Here is an 18,966-nt window from a genome sequence, read left to right on the forward strand (position 1 = left end):
TCCTCGAAGTGATTGCCTGTGACGGCATATCAACTACAGCACTTCACGGCCCGGAGCGGAATACCCCGGCCGGCTGCCCGGCCGGGCGCCGCTGGAGACGACCAGGCCCGTAGGGCAAAATGTTCAGGTGACCCAACTCCCGCACGTCCCGTCCGCCCCCACGTCTGCCCCAACTCCGGACAGCGCCATCCACGCCCAGATCGCCGCCGAGCTTGGCGTGAAGACCTGGCAGGTCAAGGCTGCAGTGGACCTGCTCGACGGCGGATCCACCGTTCCGTTCATCGCCCGGTACCGCAAGGAAGCCACCGGGACGCTGGATGACACGCAGCTGCGCGAGCTCGACGAGCGCCTGCGCTACCTCCGCGAACTTGAGGACCGCCGTCGTACTATCCTCGAAGCGATTGCCGCGCAGGGGCAGCTGACCCCCGAGCTGCAGGCAGCGATCCTCGCCGCGGATACCAAGTCCCGGCTGGAGGACATCTACCTTCCGTTCAAGTCCAAGCGCCGCACCAAGGCCCAGATCGCCCGTGAAGCCGGGTTGGAGCCGCTCGCCGATGCGCTGCTGAAGCGGCCCGACCTGGACCCGGAACGCGAGGCTGCCAGATACCTGAACGCCGAACACTCCATTGATGACGCGGACGCCGCGCTCGCCGGCGCCCGTTCCATCCTCGTCGAGAGGGTTGCGCAGGATCCGGACCTCGCCGCAACCCTGCGTGAGCGGCTTTGGACGCAGGGGCGGATGGTGTCGCGGGTCAAGAAGGGCAAGGAGGCCGACGGGCAGAAGTTCGCCGATTACTTTGAGTTCGCCCAGGCGCCCACCGGAATGCCCTCGCACCGCGTGCTTGCGCTGCTGCGCGGTGAGAAGGACGGCGTCCTGGAGCTGGATCTCGCCGAGGCGGATCCGAACGACGACGACGCCCTTGCCGCCGCGCGTTCCCGTTACGAGTCCGCGGTTGCCAGGTGCCTCGGGGTCGCCGACCGCGGCCGTCCCGCCGATTCGTGGCTGATCCAGACCGCGCAGCTTGCCTGGCGCTCGCGCGTGCTGGCCCGGCTGACCGCCGACCTCCGCGGACGGCTGTTCACCGACGCCGAGGACGAGGCTGTCCGGGTGTTTGCCGCCAACCTCCGCGACGTCCTCCTGGCCGCACCCGCCGGAAACCGCGCCACTCTTGGGCTGGACCCGGGACTGCGGACCGGTGTGAAAGTTGCCGTTGTGGACGGGACTGGCAAGGTGGTTGCCACCGACACGGTGTATCCGCACGCGCCTGCCCGGAAATGGGACGAGGCCCTCGCCACCTTGGTGCGGCTGGCCCGGAAGCACAACGTGGAGCTGGTGGCCATCGGCAACGGAACCGCGTCCCGGGAGACGGACAAGCTTGCCGCGGAACTGATCAAGCTGCTGCCGGCCGCGGAGACGAAACCGCAGAAACTGGTGGTTTCCGAGGCCGGGGCGTCGGTGTATTCCGCGTCGGCGCTGGCCTCGGCGGAGCTGCCGGGCATGGATGTGTCCCTGCGCGGAGCCGTTTCCATTGCGCGGCGGCTTCAGGATCCGCTGGCCGAACTCGTGAAGATCGATCCCAAGTCCATCGGCGTGGGGCAGTACCAGCACGACGTCACGGCGTCGAAGCTGGACCGCAGCCTGGATGCCGTGGTCGAGGACTGCGTGAACGCGGTTGGCGTTGACGTGAACACTGCTTCGCCGGCGTTGCTGAGCCGCGTGGCCGGCGTCGGACCTTTGCTGAGCGAAAACATTGTGGCGTACCGAAACGAACACGGGCCGTTTGCCAAGCGCAGCGAGCTCAAGAAGGTGCCCCGCCTGGGTGCGAAGGCGTTTGAGCAGTGCGCCGGCTTCCTGCGGATCACCGGCGGAGCAGAGCCGCTGGACGCGTCGAGCGTGCACCCCGAGGCGTATCCGATTGCCCGGAAAATCCTGGTGGCCGCGGGCTCGGCGCCGGCGTCGTCACTTGATCCGCGCGCTTTCGTCGACGGCACCTTTGGTTTGCCCACGGTCCAGGACATCCTGGCGGAGTTGGACAAACCAGGCCGCGATCCCCGACCCGCTTTTGCCGCGGCCACCTTCTCCGAAGGCATCGAGAAGATCTCCGACCTCAAGCCCGGCATGGTGCTTGAGGGGACCGTCACCAATGTGGCCGCGTTCGGCGCATTTGTGGACGTCGGAGTGCACCAGGACGGCCTGGTTCATGTGTCGGCGCTGGCCAACCGCTTTGTCTCCGATCCCCGCGAGGTGGTGAAGTCCGGGCAGGTTGTCCGCGTGAAGGTTCTGGAAGCCGATCCGGAGCGGAAACGGATTTCGCTCACGCTAAGGCTCGACGACGAGCCGTCGCCTTCGGGTGGGCGGGCGCAGGGCGGGCGTTCGGAGAGTACGCGTTCGGCGGGTGGGCGATCGGAAGCCGGGCGTTCGGAAGGGGGGCGTTCGGAAGGGGGGCGGCCTGAAAGCGGTCGGCCAGCTGGGGGACGCCCAGCAGGGGGCCGTCCGGCAGATGCGCGGCGAGACTCGAATGGACGCGACTCTGGTGGTCAGCGCGGACGCGGGGCCTCGAGCCCGGGCGACAACGCATCGACGTCGAAGCCCGATCCGAAGTCGTCCGGCGGCCGGCCGCCGGCACCGAAGCCGGCGCCTGTAAACACCGCCATGGCAGAGGCCCTCCGCAAGGCTGGCCTCGGCAAATAGACACGTGTTGATTGGCGCCCACTCGGAGTAGCTCGCTCAGTCAGCGGCCATGTTGGCCGTGGGAGGTCGTCGTCAGGCAACGGCTCGCGCATTGCGAGGTCACGGTCCAGCTCACGGTGTTCGGACAGGACTCGGTCCCGGGATCGCTGGCTCCGGATGTTCGGCCAGATATTTGACCATATCGTCGGCCATTGCCTGGAAGTCGTCTGGCCAGTGGGGTGGTTCCCAGTCGGGGTGTTCGCTGGCGTAGTGCCGTCCGGTGGGTGATATCCAGCCGGGTGGTTCGTTCTTGGTGGCGGTGGTGGGTTTCCAACCGGTGATGTGTCTGAGTCGGTGGTGCTTGCGGCAGGGCTGGCCGAGGTTACTGATCCCGGTACGGCCGCCGTGGGCCCAGGCGAGGAGGTGGTCTGCTTCGTTGTCGAGGGAGTGGTTGCTGCAGCCGGGGAACGGGCACTTCCCGTCGCGTAACCGTAGCCATTGGCGTTGGGCTTTCGTCACGCGGTAGCTGGTCCGCCCGATCTCGAGCGGTGCTCCGTCGCGGGGGTCTGTCAGGACGCGGTGGAAGGATTCGGCGCCGTCGGCGATCAGGTGGCGGGCCGTGGATGGTGGGATCGGGCCGTATCCGTCGAGCATTGCCGGCTCGTCCGTGAGGCCCAGCAGCGAGAGGACGGGGACCGTAACAAGAACCTGAGCCCGCGGTGACGGAACACGGTCATTCCCATTTATATCCCCGGCCGCATTATCTGTGGCACTGAGGAGCCAGGTGGCGACGGTGTCAGCGCGGAGCTGGCTGAGGTTCCGGTCCTCGTCCGGTCCTTGGAGGGCACGGGCTGCGGTGGTGGCGCGGTCCCAGATCGCGGCCGCCTGGTCCGCGGGGAGGTACGCGGAGAGCCAGGCCATGCCGTCGCGGTCCGGGGCGTATTCCAGGCGCCGGTCGGCTGCGCTCTTGATGTGGCGTTTTTCGATGCTGACCGGGTGATGGCGTTCCCGCCAGGTCCGGGCCTTGTGCCGGAACCTCCCGGAGATGAGCTCGCCGGCGCGGCCGCGTGCCGGATTCACCACGTGAGGGTCCAGGAAATGCGCCTCCAACGCCGCCGCGCCCGGCCTGTCGAGGTTGGTGGTTTCGTCGACCATGATCCGCGCGTGCTGCCACGAAATCGTCCCCGCCTGCAGCGCGGATAAGGTCAGGGGCAGTCTGGTGGTGAGTTGGTGGGCCCCGGCCAACAGTGCCCCAGCGGACCGTTCGCTCACCGTTAGGACGCACGCGACCTCAGCGACTACGGCCATCTCCTGCCCGGTATTGTCCTCGGGCGACGTTGCAGGGCCTGCCAAAGCCTCGGCAGCGCTGTTGTAACCGGCGGCCAGCCAGGCCTTCAGGGCGGCACTCTTGGCGTCCAGCCGTGAGATCTCGGCCAGCCCGTCCAGGAATTCATCTGCCCGCCGACGCATAGGATCAGCGTCCCCGGAACAGTTCGAATCGGTCCCGTCCCGGAGCACCACAGCAAGCTCAGCGAAGGACACCGAAAGGGCCTCCGCTGTCGCCACAGCCGCTCTGCTATCCATACCCAAATCATCCCGCGAGGGTCTGACAATAACGGCGAGGCTGAAGAGCTATGTGCATAACTCAGCGAAGCAACGATCAGGCCCCTCGTGCGGGGTCGTCGGTGGCGGAGGGGCCTCAACTGTCCCCTCGCGCGGGGTGGAGCCGAAGCGTCCGTTCGCGCGGGTCGTCGGTGACGGTGGGCCTCAAGTGTCCGTTCGCGCCCTGAAGCTACGCGTGGCGGACTGCGGTGCGCGCCAGAACTGCCCGGTACCCTTCCCGGAACGTCGGGTAGGTGAACTCGAGCCCGGTCCCGCGGAGCAAAGCGTTGCTGCAGCGTTTATTGCCGCCGCGGGCCTCGCCTGCTGGTCCGATGGGCGGTTCCGGATAGCCCATTTCCAAGGCCAGAAACCGCAGTACATCCCCAAGTTCAGCGGGAGAGTTGTCCACACCGACATATACCGGCGCAGGCATAGTTTCCATGGTGGCCAACTGGACGATCGCCGCAGCGGCGTCGTCCCGGTGGATCCGGTTGGTAAAGCGTGGTTCGTCGGGAACCACGGCATTCCCGCTGCGGACCTGGTCAATCAGCCGAGTCCGGCCCGGACCGTAGATCCCACCCAGCCGCAGCACAACAGGCGAGGCACCAGTGCCGCGCAGCCGCGAAACCAGGAGTTCCTCCGCCTCGAGGAGGATACGTCCCGAGAAACTGCCAGGTGCCGCCGTCGTACTCTCATCGACCCAGCCACCGCCGGCGTCCCCGTAGACAGCGGTGGAGGACACAAAAAGCACGCGCCGCGGCGTCACGCCGTCGCGCTCCAGGGCGTCCAGGACATGCGTCAGACCGTCCACGTACGCGGCACGGTAGGCCGCTTCCGTGGGTGAGTCGGCCGCTACGGCCACGACGACAGCCGTGGTGTCCGCCGGGACAATGGGCAGGTCCGTGGAGCCAAGGTCCGCCGCCACGCCTTCGATGGCAGAGGGCAGTTTCTCGGGAGACCGGCGCCAGCCCACCACCCGATGCCCAGCCGCGGTGAAGCGCAGGCCCGCTTCAGTGCCCAGATCGCCGCAGCCGGCCAAGAGAATCGTCATGGTGAAAGTCTGCCACTCCCGCCGCCGTGACTCGCATTTGCGGTCTGATCAGGGCGCTGGAAGGGTGGAAACTACCGCTGTCGTGGGAACCGGGACTCTCTGCGGCTGGGGCGAAAGTTGTGAGAGCACGCCGGAGAGCACGCCGAGGGCGAAAATGACCAGTGCCAGCCGGAAGAGCACCCCCAGGCAGCTCGTCCTTTTCCTGCGTGCAGGCTTTTGTCGAACGCTAACTGGAGGGCGTATGGTGCGCGGGTCATCGGAGGGGTCACGTGCAGTGCGCCAGCGTGCCAAGGATGTGGCAGGGCCTGCAGCATGCATGAAATCCGAAGGCCCGGTCGGAACACTTCCAGTGGTTAGAAGCGGTGGACTTGAGGTTCCGGCAAGCATGTTGGTCAGGAATTGGTGAATGGCTTCAACAGTGTTCGCATCAAGCACTGCCGGCACAGCGCCTATGGCGCGGCATACGGTGTCGATGCCCTGGACCCGCGCACCGCTGGCGGTGGTGCCCTGCAGATCAGGTTGTCCAACCATGCACAGCCACGCTTGAACGTAGCGGCGGTGCCGCGGTTCCAGGAGGGCTGCCACAGCTGAGCACTGCTCTACCACCCCGGAGACTTCCCGCTCACGGGAGTAACCGTTTTGCCGCAGGACGCCGTTCCGGAGATGGATGTCGCCGGACCAGTTCTTCGCATCGATCACAATGATGCCGCCCGGGCCCACCAAGACATGGTCCAAATTGGCTTTGGGCCGCCCTGGCCAATGCACGTCGTGAAGGGCCATCCAGCCCTGGACCTCAAGCGTGTCCAACATCGAGGCAACCCGGGCTTCACCAGCGGCACCCGCGGCCCACGCCCGTTCAGCCCGTTCTGCGTAGTCGAGCTGGCGCCTCAGTTTGGCCGCTCGTTCCGCCGCAATACGCGCCTGCTCAGCAGCGCCGTCGCCTGCCCCCATTTTCGCTCCCAAGCTGTTGGTGCTTGCTGCCAGCACTCACCGATCACTGTAAGGGAAAAGTTGCGCGGGCGTGCAGGAGCTTAGGCGTCCTCAGTGGCACGAGACCCCGGCGTGGCCACTCAGGGAGCGGGAACCGGGAAGAACACCCGGGGGTCCTGCAGGAGCGCGGGGTAATCGAAGGCGGACCGGTCGATCACCTCGGTGACGCTGAACGTGCGGCCGAACCGGCCGTCGGCGAGTGTGATGGGACGGCCCAGCACCTGCCCGACGGCGAACTTTTTGCCGTCCTCAAACGAAACCGCGACGGCGGTCTTGCCGGGGAGGGTGGCGAAAGCTTCCTCCTGCGCCTGGCGCTTCCGGGTCGGCTTCTTCACGAGCTGCTTGGGCGGCAGCTTGCGCGGCTGCTTGGACGGACGGCGGGAGCCGTCGTCGACGTAAACGGGGGAGTAGCCGTCCTCAGGGGCGGAGGGCGCAACAGCGCCGCCGCGGCGGATCGGCGGCAGTGCCACAGTATCCAGCGTCTGCGGATCGATTTCGGCGTGCGGGTCGCGGAGGATCCAGAGGATATCGCCCTCGGGTTCTGCCGGATAGAACTCGTGCTTGGGCTCAGGCCAGATGAAATCCAGGTCCAGGTCGGCGTCCGGGAACACCGTCTTGTAGAACTTCGGTTCCTTGCGGAGCAGCTTGGCGCGGTGGCTCAGGTGGAAATCAGGGTTTCCGAGCCACTCCGGCAGCGGGATCTTGGCCGCGTAGTCCGGGTGTGCTGCCTGGGGCGCGAACTCGGTGATGTTGGCGCGCGTGTTGTCTTCATGGCCGCGGTTGGTCCATTCGTCCACCATCGCCAGGCCGTACATGGTAAGCGCCGGAACGTGGCCCATCCACATGCGGACGGCGGGATGGTCCAGCCAGCCGTACTCGGGAATCACCAGAGCCCGGAGGGTTTGCAGCGCCTCGACACGCTGCTTGCCAAGCCTGGCGGTGTCCAGTGCTGCGGCGCTCTGCCGGAAATCGGGATACGGAAGGAAGGTTTGCATCCCTTCAGTCTGACGGCATGCGGCGGATGTGCCAATTGCAGTGCCCGGCGCCACACGCGCGGGATCCCTGGCAGCGCCCCTCAACCGCGACAGGGCAACGGAATAGTTCACATAGTGGACCGATGCATACAGCGGATACCGCTAACCACTAAGATCACCGAAACGCCCCACCGTCCCGGAAGCCCCCTCATGACAATTTCACCTGAAGTGACCGCCGGTTCAACGCAGCTGTTTGTGCCCAAGTTTGGGCAGATGCTTGATCCGGAGGCCAAGGGCATCCTGGTCCTTGATGAATTTACCCTTGACCCCGCCGCGGCCCGCCACGAGCAGCACGGCTTTCGTGCGGCGATGGCCTCAGTGGCCCTGACCCTTCGCCGGATCGTCGCGCTGCGGATCGTGATTGCGCTTGTGGCGATCGGCAACCTGCCCCTGTTCCTGATGTCCAGCGGCTGGTGGATCTACGCTGTCTCCCTCGCGTTGGTGATCGGTGTGCACCTCGCCGTCTCCTGGCTCAACAAGCACGAGCCCAAGGTCCGCCAGCGCCAGATGCTGGAACTGCACCTGCACCGCGAGAAGAGCGCCAACTACCGCAAGGTCCGCGACGCCGTGAAGTACATGATCGACACCCCCAGCCGCATGAACGAGCACCTCTACCTTGAACTGCTGGCGGCCAAGCGTGTGGCACTGAACCTCGCCCACGGCACGGTGGCCCTGCTGGACACCAGCGACGACGCCGCGTGGAAGGTCCGCATCATCCGCGAGATTCCGTCCGCGGCCAAGGCAGCAGCCTAAGCACCAAGGATCGCGGACGGCAGGAAGATCTGGTCCCTGCCGGCCATTCAGAACACAACAACGGACGACGCCGGAGCTCCCCAGCAAGGGGCGCTCCGGCGTCGTTGTTTCCCGGGGTTGTTGCTGCCGGGCTTTTGTTGTTTCCGCGGGCCGTCGTTCCTGGGGAAAGGGGCGGTCCCGCCGAAAGTGTTGAAGCTTAGGCGGGAAGCTGGAGGACCTGCCCGGAGAACACGAGGTCCGGGTTGGCAATGGTGTCCAGGTTGGCGTCCGCCAGGCTCTGCCAGCCGCCCTCAACGCCGAGCTTGTCGGCGACGGTGCTCAGGGTGTCGCCGGGCTCCAGCGTGTAGGTCTCGCCACTCAGTTCCACGGGCGCGGCGTGCTGCGGAGCCGTCACGGCATCCGTTGCGGCCGGCACGGCTGGTGCCTGCTCCACAGGCGCCTGGACCGGCACGCTCTCCACGGGTGCCTGGACCGGCGCACTCTGGACGGGCGCGCTCTGGGGAGTCACCGCCGTCGCGCCCCCTCCGCCGCTCAGGCCAAGCTCCGCGGCGCAGGACGGCCACGCTCCCCAGCCCTGCGATGCCTGGATCTGTTCGGCCACGGCGATCTGCTGCTCGCGGCTGGCGTCGGCCGCGGAACCGGTGCCGCCGTAGGCTGCCCACGTGCTGGCGCTGAACTGCAGGCCGCCCGAGTAGCCGTTGCCGGTATTTGTGGCCCAGTTTCCGCCGCTCTCACACTGCGCCAGCGAGTCCCAGGTTGCGCCGTCGGTGGCCGCGTTTGCTGCGGTGACGGAGAGTGCAAGGCCGGCCGCGGAAATGGCGGCGACGGCTACTCCACGGCGTGCGGCAGTACGAATGGTGGTGTTGTTCATGGTGTGATGCTCCTGAAGGCCACCAGCGCTCGGTCCGTCCCCGGAGGTTATTGCGCCACTGCCCGCCCCTGACGATATAGAGGTCAATTTTCGGTGTCTGCCGGCCGGGCAGTTCTGGTGGAGGCAGCACCGGGCATTCATGTCGCCCGCTTGGCGGGCTTACGTTTCACGCTAGGACATCGCCGGCCCGTTATCAAACCGAGATGATTCCTGGTGGTCAGCTGGTGACGAGCAGGGGCAGCGCAGCCGCCAGGTACGGCGCGGTGCGGCTGTGCCGGGAACGGGCGACGCTGGCGGCGGTTCCGGCGGCGACGATCCGGCCGCCTGCGTCCCCACCAGAGGGGCCCAGATCAATGACCCAGTCCGCCGCCGCCACAACGGCCATTTCGTGTTCCACCACCACGACGGTGTTGCCGCTGTCCACCAGGCCGTGGAGTTGGGCCATCAGGAGTTCGACGTCGGCGGGGTGGAGCCCGGTGGTGGGCTCGTCCAGGAGGTAGAGGGTATGTCCCCGCTGGGCACGCTGCAGTTCGGTGGCCAGCTTGATGCGCTGGGCCTCGCCGCCGGAAAGCTCCGTGGCTGGCTGGCCCAGCCGGAGGTAGCCCAGGCCCACGTCCCCGAGGCTCTTCAGGCTGCGGGCCGCGGCCGGGATGTCGGCCAGGAACGTAGTGGCCGCATCCACCGTCATGCGCAACACTTCCGCCACATTCCTGCCCCGGTACGACACCTCCAAGGTCTCGGGGTTGTAGCGGGACCCGTCGCACTCAGGGCACGGCCCGTAGCTGCCCGGGAGGAAAAGCAGTTCAACCGCCACAAAGCCTTCGCCCTGGCAGGTTTCGCAACGGCCCCCTGCCACGTTGAAGGAGAACCGCCCGGCACCGAACGCGCGTGCCCTGGCCTGCTCCGTGGCCGCGAATTCCTTGCGCACCGCGTCGAACAGGCCAGTGTAGGTAGCGAGGTTGGAGCGGGGGGTTCGCCCGATGGGTTTCTGGTCCACCGTGACCAGCCTGTCGATCCGTTCCGCGCCGCTGACCGGTCCCACAGACAACGCCGTGGCCGGGGCCGCATCATCAGGTTCGGATAGCTGCGGAGCCTGGTGGTTCTTCAGCCCGGATCCCACAACTTCGCCGAGGACATGCGTCACCAGGGTGGACTTGCCGGAGCCGGAAACCCCCGTGACTGCGGTGAGGACGCCCAGCGGGAACCGCGCATCCAGGTCCTTGAGGTTGTGCCGGCTGATCCCCGCGAGCTCCAGCCAGCCGTCGGGCTCCCGGACCTGACCGGCGCGAGGCGCGGTGCCTGCACGAGGTGCCTCGCCGCCGTCGGAAGTCCTGCCGTCGGAAGTCCTGCCGTCGGACGTCCCGCCGTCGTCGAACAGGAAGGGCCGGGTGACCGACGCCTCGATGGCCGCGAGCCCGGCAACCGGCCCGCTGTAGAGGACCTCGCCGCCGCCTTCTCCGGCGCGCGGACCCACGTCCACCAGCCAGTCGGCCCGGCGGACCACGTCCATGTTGTGTTCCACCACAAACACCGAGTTGCCGGAGGCCTTGAGCTGGTCCAGGACCGCCAGGAGCGGTTCGGCGTCGGCCGGATGGAGGCCGGCGGACGGTTCGTCGAGCACATAGATCACGCCGAACAGTCCCGACCTGAGCTGGGTGGCGATCCGGAGCCGCTGCATCTCGCCGGGGGAGAGGGTGGGGGTGACGCGGCCCAGCGCCAGGTATCCGAGGCCCAGATCCAGGAGCACGGTGATGCGCTGCAGGAGGTCGGCGGTGATGGCCACTGCCACCTCGTTTTCCTCGCCGGAGGACCGCCGGCGCGACGCGGTTCCGGCTTCCTTGAGCCCGGCGGTGGGCCGGATGATTTCGGCGAGCTCCGCCATCGGTGTGGCGTTGAGGTCGGCGATGTTGCGGCCGCCGAAGGAGACCGCGAGTGCTTCGGGCCGGAGTCCGGTGCCGCCGCAGCGCGGACACGGGCCGGACTCCATAAACGCCAGGACGCGCTCGCGCATGGCGGCGCTCTGGGAGTCCGCCAGGGTGTGCAGGACGTAGCTTTTGGCGCTCCAGAAACGCCCCTTGTACGGCTTGGCCACGCGGTCCCGCTCGGGCGTGACTTCCACAACGGGCTGTTCGTCCGTGAACAGGATCCAGTCCCGCTGCTTCCTGGGCAGCTTCCGCCAGGGCACGTCCACGTCGTAGCCGAGGTGGCTGAGGATGTCGCGGAGGTTCTTGCCCTGCCAGGCACCGGGCCACGCCGCGATGGCACCTTCCCGGATGGTCAACGCCGCGTCCGGCACAAGGGATTCCTCGCTGACGGTGTGCGCGACGCCCAGCCCGTGGCATTCAGGGCAGGCACCGGCCGCCGTATTCGGCGAAAACGCGTCGGAGTCCAGCTGCTCGGCGCCCGGCGGGTAAGTGCCGGCCCTCGAAAACAGCATGCGGAGCGAATTGGAGAGCGTGGTCACCGTGCCCACGGTGGAGCGGCTGCTGGGCGCACCGCGGCGCTGTTGAAGCGCGACGGCGGGTGGCAGCCCGGAGATCATCTCCACCTTGGGATTGTGGCCCTGCTGGATGAGGCGGCGCGCGTACGGGGCCACGGACTCGAAGTACCGGCGCTGGGCTTCGGCGTAGATAGTGCCGAAAGCGAGGGAGGACTTCCCCGAGCCGGACACCCCTGTAAAAGCCACAATGGCGTCGCGGGGCACATCCACGTCCACGTTCCGCAAGTTGTTCTCCCGCGCGCCCCGGACCCGGACGAAGCCGTCCACCAGATGGCCGGGAGTGGGATGGGAAAGATCGTCAGCCTGTTTAGGGTTCCGCATCGATCCGACTCTAGCCGCGAACCGGCCGGCGGGCGATATCCTGACCCGATGGACAACAACCGGGACACCGCCGCCGATCCGCTGCCACAGACGGGACTGCCAGCCACGGAAGTGCCCGTGACGGGACTTCCAGGGACGGGACTGCCAGCCACGGAAGTGCCAGGGACGGAACTTCCAGACACGGAACTCCCCGGGACAGAACCTTCGGAGACGGACCTGCCCGAAACCGAAGCGGCTGTCAGGAACCTCCCCGTCGCGGAACTGCACCTGCACATTGAGGGCACACTGCAGCCGGAACTGATCCTCGAACTGGCCGAACGCAACGGCATCACCCTCCCGTACTCCGGCCTGGAGGAGCTCCGGGGACTGTACGAGTTCACGGACCTGCAGTCCTTCCTGGACCTGTACTACGCCAACATGGCGGTGCTGCAGACCCAGCGGGACTTCGCCGATATGACCCGCGCCTACCTCGCCCGCGCCGCCGCAGTGGGGGTCCGGCACGCGGAGATCATGATGGACCCGCAGGCCCACCTGTCCCGCGGCGTCAGCCTGGAAACCTGCGTCAACGGCGTGGCCTCCGCCCTGGCCACCTCCCAGGAGGACTTCGGCATGTCCACCCTGCTGATTGCCGCATTCCTGCGGGACCAGTCCGAGGAATCGGCGCTGGAGGTTCTGGACGGCCTGCTGGCCATGAATGCCCCCATCGCGGCCATCGGCCTGGATTCGGCCGAGGTGGGCAACCCGCCGGCCAAGTTTGAGCGGCTGTTCGCCAAAGCCCGCGAAGCGGGCCTGCGGCTGACCGCGCACGCAGGCGAGGAGGGACCGCCGTCGTACATTATCGACGCGCTGGACATCCTGGGAGTGGAACGGATTGACCACGGCATCCGCTGCATGGAGGACCCGGACCTGGTGGAGCGGCTGGTGGCGGACCGGATTCCGCTGACGGTCTGCCCGCTCTCGAACGTCCGGCTGCGTGCCGTGGACACCCTGGCAGGCCATCCCTTGCCGGCCATGCTCGCCGCCGGGCTCAACGTCTCCGTGAACTCGGATGATCCGGCCTACTTCGGTGGGTACGTGGACGACAACTTTTCCCAGCTGAAGGCCGTTTTTGACCTTTCAGACTTCGACAGGTCACGGCTCGCGGCCAATTCCATCCATTCGTCGTTCGCCTCCGAGGAGCGAAAAGCAGAGCTTCTGGACGAACTGAACCGCGGGTAGCTACGCGCGTTCGCACTCGCTACACTTATGCCCGAGCGCGTCCGGGAAGAGTCCGGCGATACCCGGAATTTGCGCTCCAGGGTTGAGTAAACAGCCCCCTAGCCGAGACTCCTGCCTCACTTGTGCTGTAATCCGCGTCATAGTCGGTCATGACACGAAGAGTTAACCAATTCAAGTCGCGCGATTTAACAGGATCTTGGCAGGATGCCTAGTGACAGATCGCATTACGCAAGGGGAATCATGGCCAAGTCCATCGCAGATAACACCGACCTCCGGCTCAAGACCGTGCTGCACGTCCTGACGGAAGGCGTCTGGTCCGGCGGATCACTCAATGCCGGCGAGGTTCTGGCGGAAGCCACCGCGCGCGTGCCGTTCAGTGATCACGAGGCCACGCTGCTCAGCGGCGGCATTCCGCGTGGACACAAGACGCTCACGTCCGCCACGGCCAAGCTGGTCAAGGCCGGCTGGCTGGTCAAGGGCCGTTCCGGCTGGACCATCACCGATGACGGCATGCGCGCCACGGTAGCGTTCCCCGATGCGGATTCCTTCGCCACAGCGCTCGACGCCGGCACTCCGGTTCCTGCCGACGTCGCCATTCCGCCGGCGCCGGCACCCGCAGCGGCAGCGGCACCGGCAGCCAAGGCGGCTCCCGCCAAGAAGGCCCCGGCAAAGCGGACTCCCGCGAAGAAGGCCGCCGACGCCGTCGGGAAGGCCGCGAAGGCAATCGAGGACGCCGTGGAGCCCGTGGTCAAGGCGGTCCGCTCGCGCAAGGCAGCGCCCACGGCAGCGGCTAAGGCTGCCACCAAGGCTGCGCCCAAGGCAAAGGCCGAAGCGCCCGCTGTGGAGACTTTCCCGCAGCCCGGGGCCGTGGCGGTTGCCGGCGACTTCAACACCATCCTGGGCGCGCCGGAAAACTGGGCCCCGCAGTACGACGAGGCCCAGCTGACGCTCGATGCCCTGGACCAGCTGTGGAAGATCAGCGCCGACCTGCCCGCCGGCTCGTACACGTTCAAGATCGCCCTGAACCGCTCGTGGGATGAGAACTACGGCGCGTTCGGCACGTTTGATGGCCCCAACCACGAACTGCACCACGACGGCGGCACGGTCACCATCCGCTACGACCACCGCACGCGGGACATCACCATCAACTGACCGGGCCCCTCGCCTGCTGAGTTTTCGTCCAGATAACGGCATCTGCGGGCGGATTTAGGGTCAGTATCTGGACAAAAACTCCGGAGTGAAGCAGTGTGGAAACCGGTCGTCCTGGCCGGTTTCCACAGCACTGTTTCCCACAAAGGAGATGTAAAAGTGACCCTACCTTCAGGCCTTACCTCGGGCGTCTGGACGCTGGACATGTCGCACAGCGAGATCGGCTTCACTGTCCGGCACGCGGGCATCAGCAAGGTCCGCGGACGTTTCACGGACGCCTCGGCCGAAGCCCGCGTTGGCTCATCCCTCGCCGACGCTTCGCTTCACGCCACGGTCAAAACGGCCAGCTTCGATTCCGGCGACGCCAACCGCGACGGGCACGTCAAGGGCGCGGACTTCTTCGATGTGGAGGAGTACCCCGAGATGACGTTCCGGGCCACCGCGGTGGAGGGCGACGGCGAGGATTACACGCTCACGGGCGATCTCACCATCCGCGGAATCACCAAGCCGGTGGAGCTGGAGGTCGAGTTCACCGGGGTAGCTGTGGACCCCTTTGGTGCCACCCGCGCAGGATTCTCCGCGGAGTGCGAGATCAGCCGCAAGGAGTTCGGCCTGACCTGGAACGCCGCACTGGAAGCCGGCGGCCTGCTGGTCAGCGACAAGGTGAAGATCAACGTCGAAGCTGCGCTGGTTAAGCAGTCCTGACTGCCATGAGTTTTTCCTGGCGCCGCGATGACTCCGGCCGGGACAACCCTGGCCGGGATAATCTGCGCCGGGATAACGGCGATATCCGGCTCTCTGCCCGCGTCTTTGGCGTGGTGCAGGGGGTCGGATTCCGTTTCTGGACGATGGGCAAGGCCGACGAACTGGCCCTCAAGGGTGTGGTGAGGAATCTCGACGACGGCTCGGTGTCCATCGTGGCTGAGGGGCCTGAGCAGCAGATCCAAAAGCTCCTGGACTGGCTGAGGTCGGAGAAAGCCCCCGGCCGGGTGGAACGCGTGGAGGAGTCCATCTCCGCGGCCGATGGATCGTTCCGCGATTTCAGGGCCCGCTGAGAGGGCCCCGCTGACAGGCTCCCCGCCAGCCCCTGCCCGGGGGCTATGCGGAGGTTGGTGACGTTTTCTTCGGCGCCGCCTGGGGTGTTGCGCGGCTGTGAGTAAGCACACTGTGGATACCCGCGCTTAGGCCGATAAAAGCGCCAAGTTCCTCGAGGCCGGCCGGTTTGGCCGGCATGTAATTCGTGAGCTCGGGGGAGCGGATGATCACGGCCCGCCACTGGCCCCGCGACACGGCCACGTTGATCCGGTTCCGGTTCAGCAGGAATTCGGCCCCGCGCGGAGCCTCGGCAACCGCGGAGCAGGCCATGGACACCAGGACCACCGGCGCCTCCTGGCCCTGGAACTTGTCCACCGTGCCCACCCGGACACCCGGCAGCCCGGCGTCGTGCAGGGCCTGCCGGATCAGCTGGACCTGGGCGTTGTAGGCGGCCACCGCCAGGATGTCTTCCGGGGTCAGCGGCCTGGCCGGCTTGTCGTCGCCGGGAAGCCATTTCAGCCCGATGTGCCGCTGGGCCTGACGGACCACCTCGGCAGCTTCCTCGGCGGAGGACTTCGTGTTCCCGCTGTGGTCCACAAAGACTGTTTCCACCCCGGCCGGCAGTTCCGCGAGGCTGCGGAGGGATGCCGCAGGCGCAGCCTCGAGTTTTCCGTCGTAGCTGAGGACGGACACGGCCCGGCACAGGTCGGGGTGCATGCGCCAACTGTCCGCCAGGAAGTAGCCCAGTTCGCCGGGGAGGGTGGCGTGCCCGGCAGCGAGCCAGCCCAGGGCAGACTCGTCCACGGGCTCCGGGTGCGAGCCCTGTGTGACCTGCGGCAGCTGCTGCGGGTCACCGAGGAGCAGGAGCCGCTTGGCGGCGCGGGCCACGGCCACGGTGTTGGCAAGCGAGAACTGGCCCGCCTCGTCAATGACCAACAGGTCCAAGGATCCGGCGGGGACGGACCTGCCCGTCATGGTCCAGGCGGTGCCGCCCACCAGGCAGCCGCCGGGGGAGGCGAGCAGCGCGGCGACGTCGTCGTCTGAGGTGCGGTGCCACAGCACGGGGTGCGGGGCGGCCAGCTTCTTCGCCACCCGCGCCGGATCCACACCGGCGGTTTCGATCGCGGTGCACAGCATGTTCTCCACCACTGCGTGGGACTGCCCCACCACCCCGATTTTCCAGCCCTGCTCCACCAGCCGGGCGATGACATGCGAGCCGACGTAGGTCTTGCCGGTCCCGGGAGGGCCCTGCACGGCAAGGTACGAATGATCGAGGTCCAGCAGCGTGGCGGTGATCGCCGTGGCGTAGTCGGCTGCGCCAGCGACGTCCTTGCCGACGGCGGCGGGACCCGGCATCGACTGGAAGCGCGGCGGCAGCTTGCGCAGGATGTCGACCCCGGGGTGTTCCGGAAGGACGGGGACCGAGGCGCCGACCCTCTGGGCCAGCTCGGCCAGCGCGGCTTCGATGCTGGCGGTGCGGATGGGCTGGTCCTCGGTGAGCGCCACCGGAATGTGCGGGTAGGCGGGGACCTTTCCGGTTTCCCGTTCTTCGATGGTGATCATGGTCTGGCCGGCCACCCGCGGGTGGTCCTCCACAGCGGTCACCAGCGTGCCAAAGGTGAAGCCGCGGCCCGTGGTGGTTCCCAGCGGATCGTCCAGGCCATCAGGGACCGGGGAGTCGTAGAGCCGGCACCAGGTGCTCCCGGGTTTGAACTCCGACCCTTCGCTCATGACTCCGGTCAGCCTCAGCGTGCGGGTGCGCATCCGGGCCGTGGGCTTTGCGAGCTCCCAGTCGGTCAGTATTTCCGCGGTATCCACCACAAACACGTTGCGGTGCTCGGACCAGTGGTCGATCTCGGACTCGGCGCGGTCGAAGTGTTCCCACCAGAACTGCTTGCGCTCGCGGCGGTGGTATCCGGTGGCGGCGGCCACCATGGCGATGGCCCGTTCGTCGTTGGTCCACGGCCGGTTGTCCGGGAGGCCGGCCAGGTAGGCCTGCAGGCGGCGCTCCTCCGGTGTTGGTTCGGGTTCCGGAATTGGTGGCGGGGCAGCAGCTGCGGACGGCGCCGGCCGCCCGCCGTCGTCGGCTGTTCCGGTTGACGGCGCGCGTGAGGCAGACGTCCCGCGCAGGCCAAGCAGCCAGTCGCGGAGGCGGAGGGTGGAGAGGCAGTCGTACTCGTTGTAGTCGGAGATGGAGGCCAGGATGTGGGCGGCCGTGGCGGCGTCGCCGTCGTCCCGGGCGGCGCAGTAACCGGCATATGCCACTACCGAGGCTCCGGCGTCCTTCACGTCCCCGGAGCGGAGGTTGTCTCCCATGTACAGGGGCTCGAGCTTCTTGATGGAGTAGGACGGCTCGGAGATCCGCAGCGAATGCCGGGCGGTGGCGTAGAGGTCCACCAGAAGGCCGTCGCGGAGCCAGTTGTCCACGATGTCCTCGCCGGCGAGGTGCGTGACGGACAGGTTCCGCAGCGCCGATTTCTCGTAGGCGGCGTAGTGGTAGACGTGCATGTCCGGATACTTGGCGCGGCGCTCTTCGACGTAGGCGAGGAAGTCCAGGAAGGCCTGCCGCTCCTCGTTGCGCGAATGCGCCCAGAAGGGCCGGAACACGGGCTTGTCGGCGGCGTGGGCGTCAGCAGCGTCACCGTCAAACACAGGCGCCTCGATGACGCCGAACAGGTACTCCAGCCCCCACTTGCCGGTGGCGGGGTCCTGCCAGAGGGGATCGCCCTCGAAGTCGAAGAAGATGTCGCCGGGACTGGGTTTCGGAATCTCTGCCAGGGCGTTCTCCGGCAGCACCTTGAACGTGACGGTGTGCTCCTCGCCGTCCTTGGCGAAGGTGCGGGAACCGTCCGGAACGTCCCGGCCCAGCTGCATCCTGGCCTGGTCGCGGAGCCGGGCCACCGAGCCGGTGGCCTTGCTGAGCGGGAGATCCGCCAGAGCGTCGATGGTGGTGATGTGATCGGCGATGAGTTTCTTCCGCCGGAGAGTGGTCATGCCGCCCACCATCAGGAGGTCCCGGTGGGACTGGACCTGCTCGGCGCAGTAGTTGCACCGCCCGCAGAACGCGACGCCGGGCTGTTGCCACTGCACCGCAGAACCGGCCTCCCGGTGGGCGGTGGTCAGGGTGCGGAAGCGGTCGCGGCGCTCGCGGAAGACCGGCAGGAGGTCCGGCAGGGAGTGGTGGCTGCGGACGTAATCGCCGTCCACCACGGCGCCCAGCACCAGCGTGACCCGGGGCGACGGGTCCAGGCCCATGCCGATGAGCTGGTCGCCGTAGGCGGCGAGCTGCAGGAGAGCGCCAACCTTGGCGTGCCGTGCCAGCTTGGTGTCCCAGACCTCATAGCGCCCCGGGTTTCCGGTGCCGGCGGCCTCGTTGACGATGAAGTCGGCGTAGCCCAGGAACTCGCCGTCGAAGAAGGTTGCCTGGAAAACGACGTCGGCTCCGGCTCGGAGCGCCAGTTCCGTTTCGGCGTGCTTGGCCAGCAGCTCGCCGCGCGTGTTTTCCCCGCGCTTGATCGAGTACACCCCGGCCCCGCGGCTGGCGTCCCAAGCGCCGTACTGCGCGATCAGGCCGGCCAGGACCTTGGCCTCGTGCTTGTCACCGAGCGCCCCGGCACGGCGCTGCATTTCGTCGTCGGGAAACTGCGCCTTGGGGGTCCGGCCCAGTTTCTCGTCCAGGACGCGGAGCGTGCGGTACTCACATTCGCTGGCGGCCACCAGGTCGCTGGCGGAAAACACCAGGTCCTGCGGCGCGCCGGAACCGGAATCCGC

General features: G+C 67.3%; 13 protein-coding genes. 6 read left to right on the plus strand and 7 right to left on the minus strand.

Translation table 11 applies throughout. The annotated features are described in order from the left end of the window. The first annotated feature begins 127 nt into the window (after window positions 1–127). Window positions 128–2,692, plus strand: a complete 2,565-nt coding sequence (locus NIBR502772_RS07010) for a Tex family protein (protein WP_141139627.1) — start codon at window positions 128–130, stop codon at window positions 2,690–2,692. A 111-nt stretch (window positions 2,693–2,803) separates the two neighbouring features. Here NIBR502772_RS07010 and NIBR502772_RS07015 read toward each other — a convergent pair whose 3' ends face one another. The 4 genes from NIBR502772_RS07015 to NIBR502772_RS07030 all read right to left on the minus strand — a co-directional run bounded on the left by NIBR502772_RS07015 (window position 2,804) and on the right by NIBR502772_RS07030 (window position 7,309). Next, a complete protein-coding gene (locus NIBR502772_RS07015) occupies window positions 2,804–4,255 on the minus strand; it encodes an HNH endonuclease signature motif containing protein (protein ID WP_141139628.1) in 1,452 nt (483 codons plus the stop codon). A 208-nt stretch (window positions 4,256–4,463) separates the two neighbouring features. Next, the gene (locus NIBR502772_RS07020; protein WP_141139629.1) at window positions 4,464–5,324 is read right to left on the minus strand and encodes an SDR family oxidoreductase; all 861 of its coding nucleotides are present in this window, start codon (window positions 5,322–5,324) and stop codon (window positions 4,464–4,466) included. A gap of 48 nt (window positions 5,325–5,372) precedes the next feature. Then, on the minus strand, window positions 5,373–6,275 hold the full coding sequence (locus tag NIBR502772_RS07025) for a nuclease-related domain-containing protein (RefSeq protein ID WP_141139630.1): 903 nt from the start codon (window positions 6,273–6,275) through the stop codon (window positions 5,373–5,375). A 119-nt stretch (window positions 6,276–6,394) separates the two neighbouring features. After that, the gene (locus tag NIBR502772_RS07030) at window positions 6,395–7,309 is read right to left on the minus strand and encodes an MSMEG_6728 family protein (protein WP_141139631.1); all 915 of its coding nucleotides are present in this window, start codon (window positions 7,307–7,309) and stop codon (window positions 6,395–6,397) included. Between the two features lie 189 nt (window positions 7,310–7,498). Between NIBR502772_RS07030 and NIBR502772_RS07035 the strand changes: the two genes are divergently transcribed. Next, window positions 7,499–8,101 carry a hypothetical protein gene (locus tag NIBR502772_RS07035; RefSeq protein WP_141139632.1) on the plus strand — a complete coding sequence of 201 codons (603 nt, stop codon included), beginning with the start codon at window positions 7,499–7,501 and terminating at the stop codon, window positions 8,099–8,101. Between the two features lie 196 nt (window positions 8,102–8,297). Here the strand turns inward: NIBR502772_RS07035 and NIBR502772_RS07040 are convergent, their stop codons facing one another. Next, complete coding sequence (locus tag NIBR502772_RS07040) at window positions 8,298–8,972, minus strand: transglycosylase family protein (protein WP_141139633.1); 675 nt, start codon at window positions 8,970–8,972, stop codon at window positions 8,298–8,300. A gap of 217 nt (window positions 8,973–9,189) precedes the next feature. Further along, window positions 9,190–11,793, minus strand: coding sequence for an excinuclease ABC subunit UvrA (locus NIBR502772_RS07045; RefSeq protein ID WP_141139634.1), 2,604 nt, complete (start codon window positions 11,791–11,793; stop codon window positions 9,190–9,192). A 48-nt stretch (window positions 11,794–11,841) separates the two neighbouring features. Between NIBR502772_RS07045 and NIBR502772_RS07050 the strand changes: the two genes are divergently transcribed. From NIBR502772_RS07050 to NIBR502772_RS07065, 4 genes are all read left to right on the plus strand, one after another. Beyond that, entirely contained in the window at window positions 11,842–13,011 is a 1,170-nt protein-coding gene (locus NIBR502772_RS07050; protein ID WP_246848718.1) for an adenosine deaminase, read from the plus strand. Between the two features lie 240 nt (window positions 13,012–13,251). Then, window positions 13,252–14,163 carry a glycosidase gene (locus NIBR502772_RS07055; protein ID WP_141139635.1) on the plus strand — a complete coding sequence of 304 codons (912 nt, stop codon included), beginning with the start codon at window positions 13,252–13,254 and terminating at the stop codon, window positions 14,161–14,163. Between the two features lie 156 nt (window positions 14,164–14,319). Continuing rightward, window positions 14,320–14,865 (plus strand): YceI family protein, encoded by a 546-nt coding sequence (locus tag NIBR502772_RS07060; protein ID WP_141139636.1) that lies wholly within the window; start codon window positions 14,320–14,322, stop codon window positions 14,863–14,865. A 5-nt stretch (window positions 14,866–14,870) separates the two neighbouring features. After that, window positions 14,871–15,215, plus strand: a complete 345-nt coding sequence (locus NIBR502772_RS07065) for an acylphosphatase (RefSeq protein WP_141139637.1) — start codon at window positions 14,871–14,873, stop codon at window positions 15,213–15,215. Window positions 15,216–15,258: 43 nt separating this feature from the next. Here the strand turns inward: NIBR502772_RS07065 and NIBR502772_RS07070 are convergent, their stop codons facing one another. After that, window positions 15,259–18,933, minus strand: a complete 3,675-nt coding sequence (locus NIBR502772_RS07070) for a bifunctional RecB family nuclease/DEAD/DEAH box helicase (RefSeq protein WP_246848780.1) — start codon at window positions 18,931–18,933, stop codon at window positions 15,259–15,261. Between the last annotated feature and the right edge of the window lie 33 nt (window positions 18,934–18,966).

This window comes from Pseudarthrobacter sp. NIBRBAC000502772 (assembly GCF_006517235.1).
Taxonomy (GTDB): domain Bacteria; phylum Actinomycetota; class Actinomycetes; order Actinomycetales; family Micrococcaceae; genus Arthrobacter.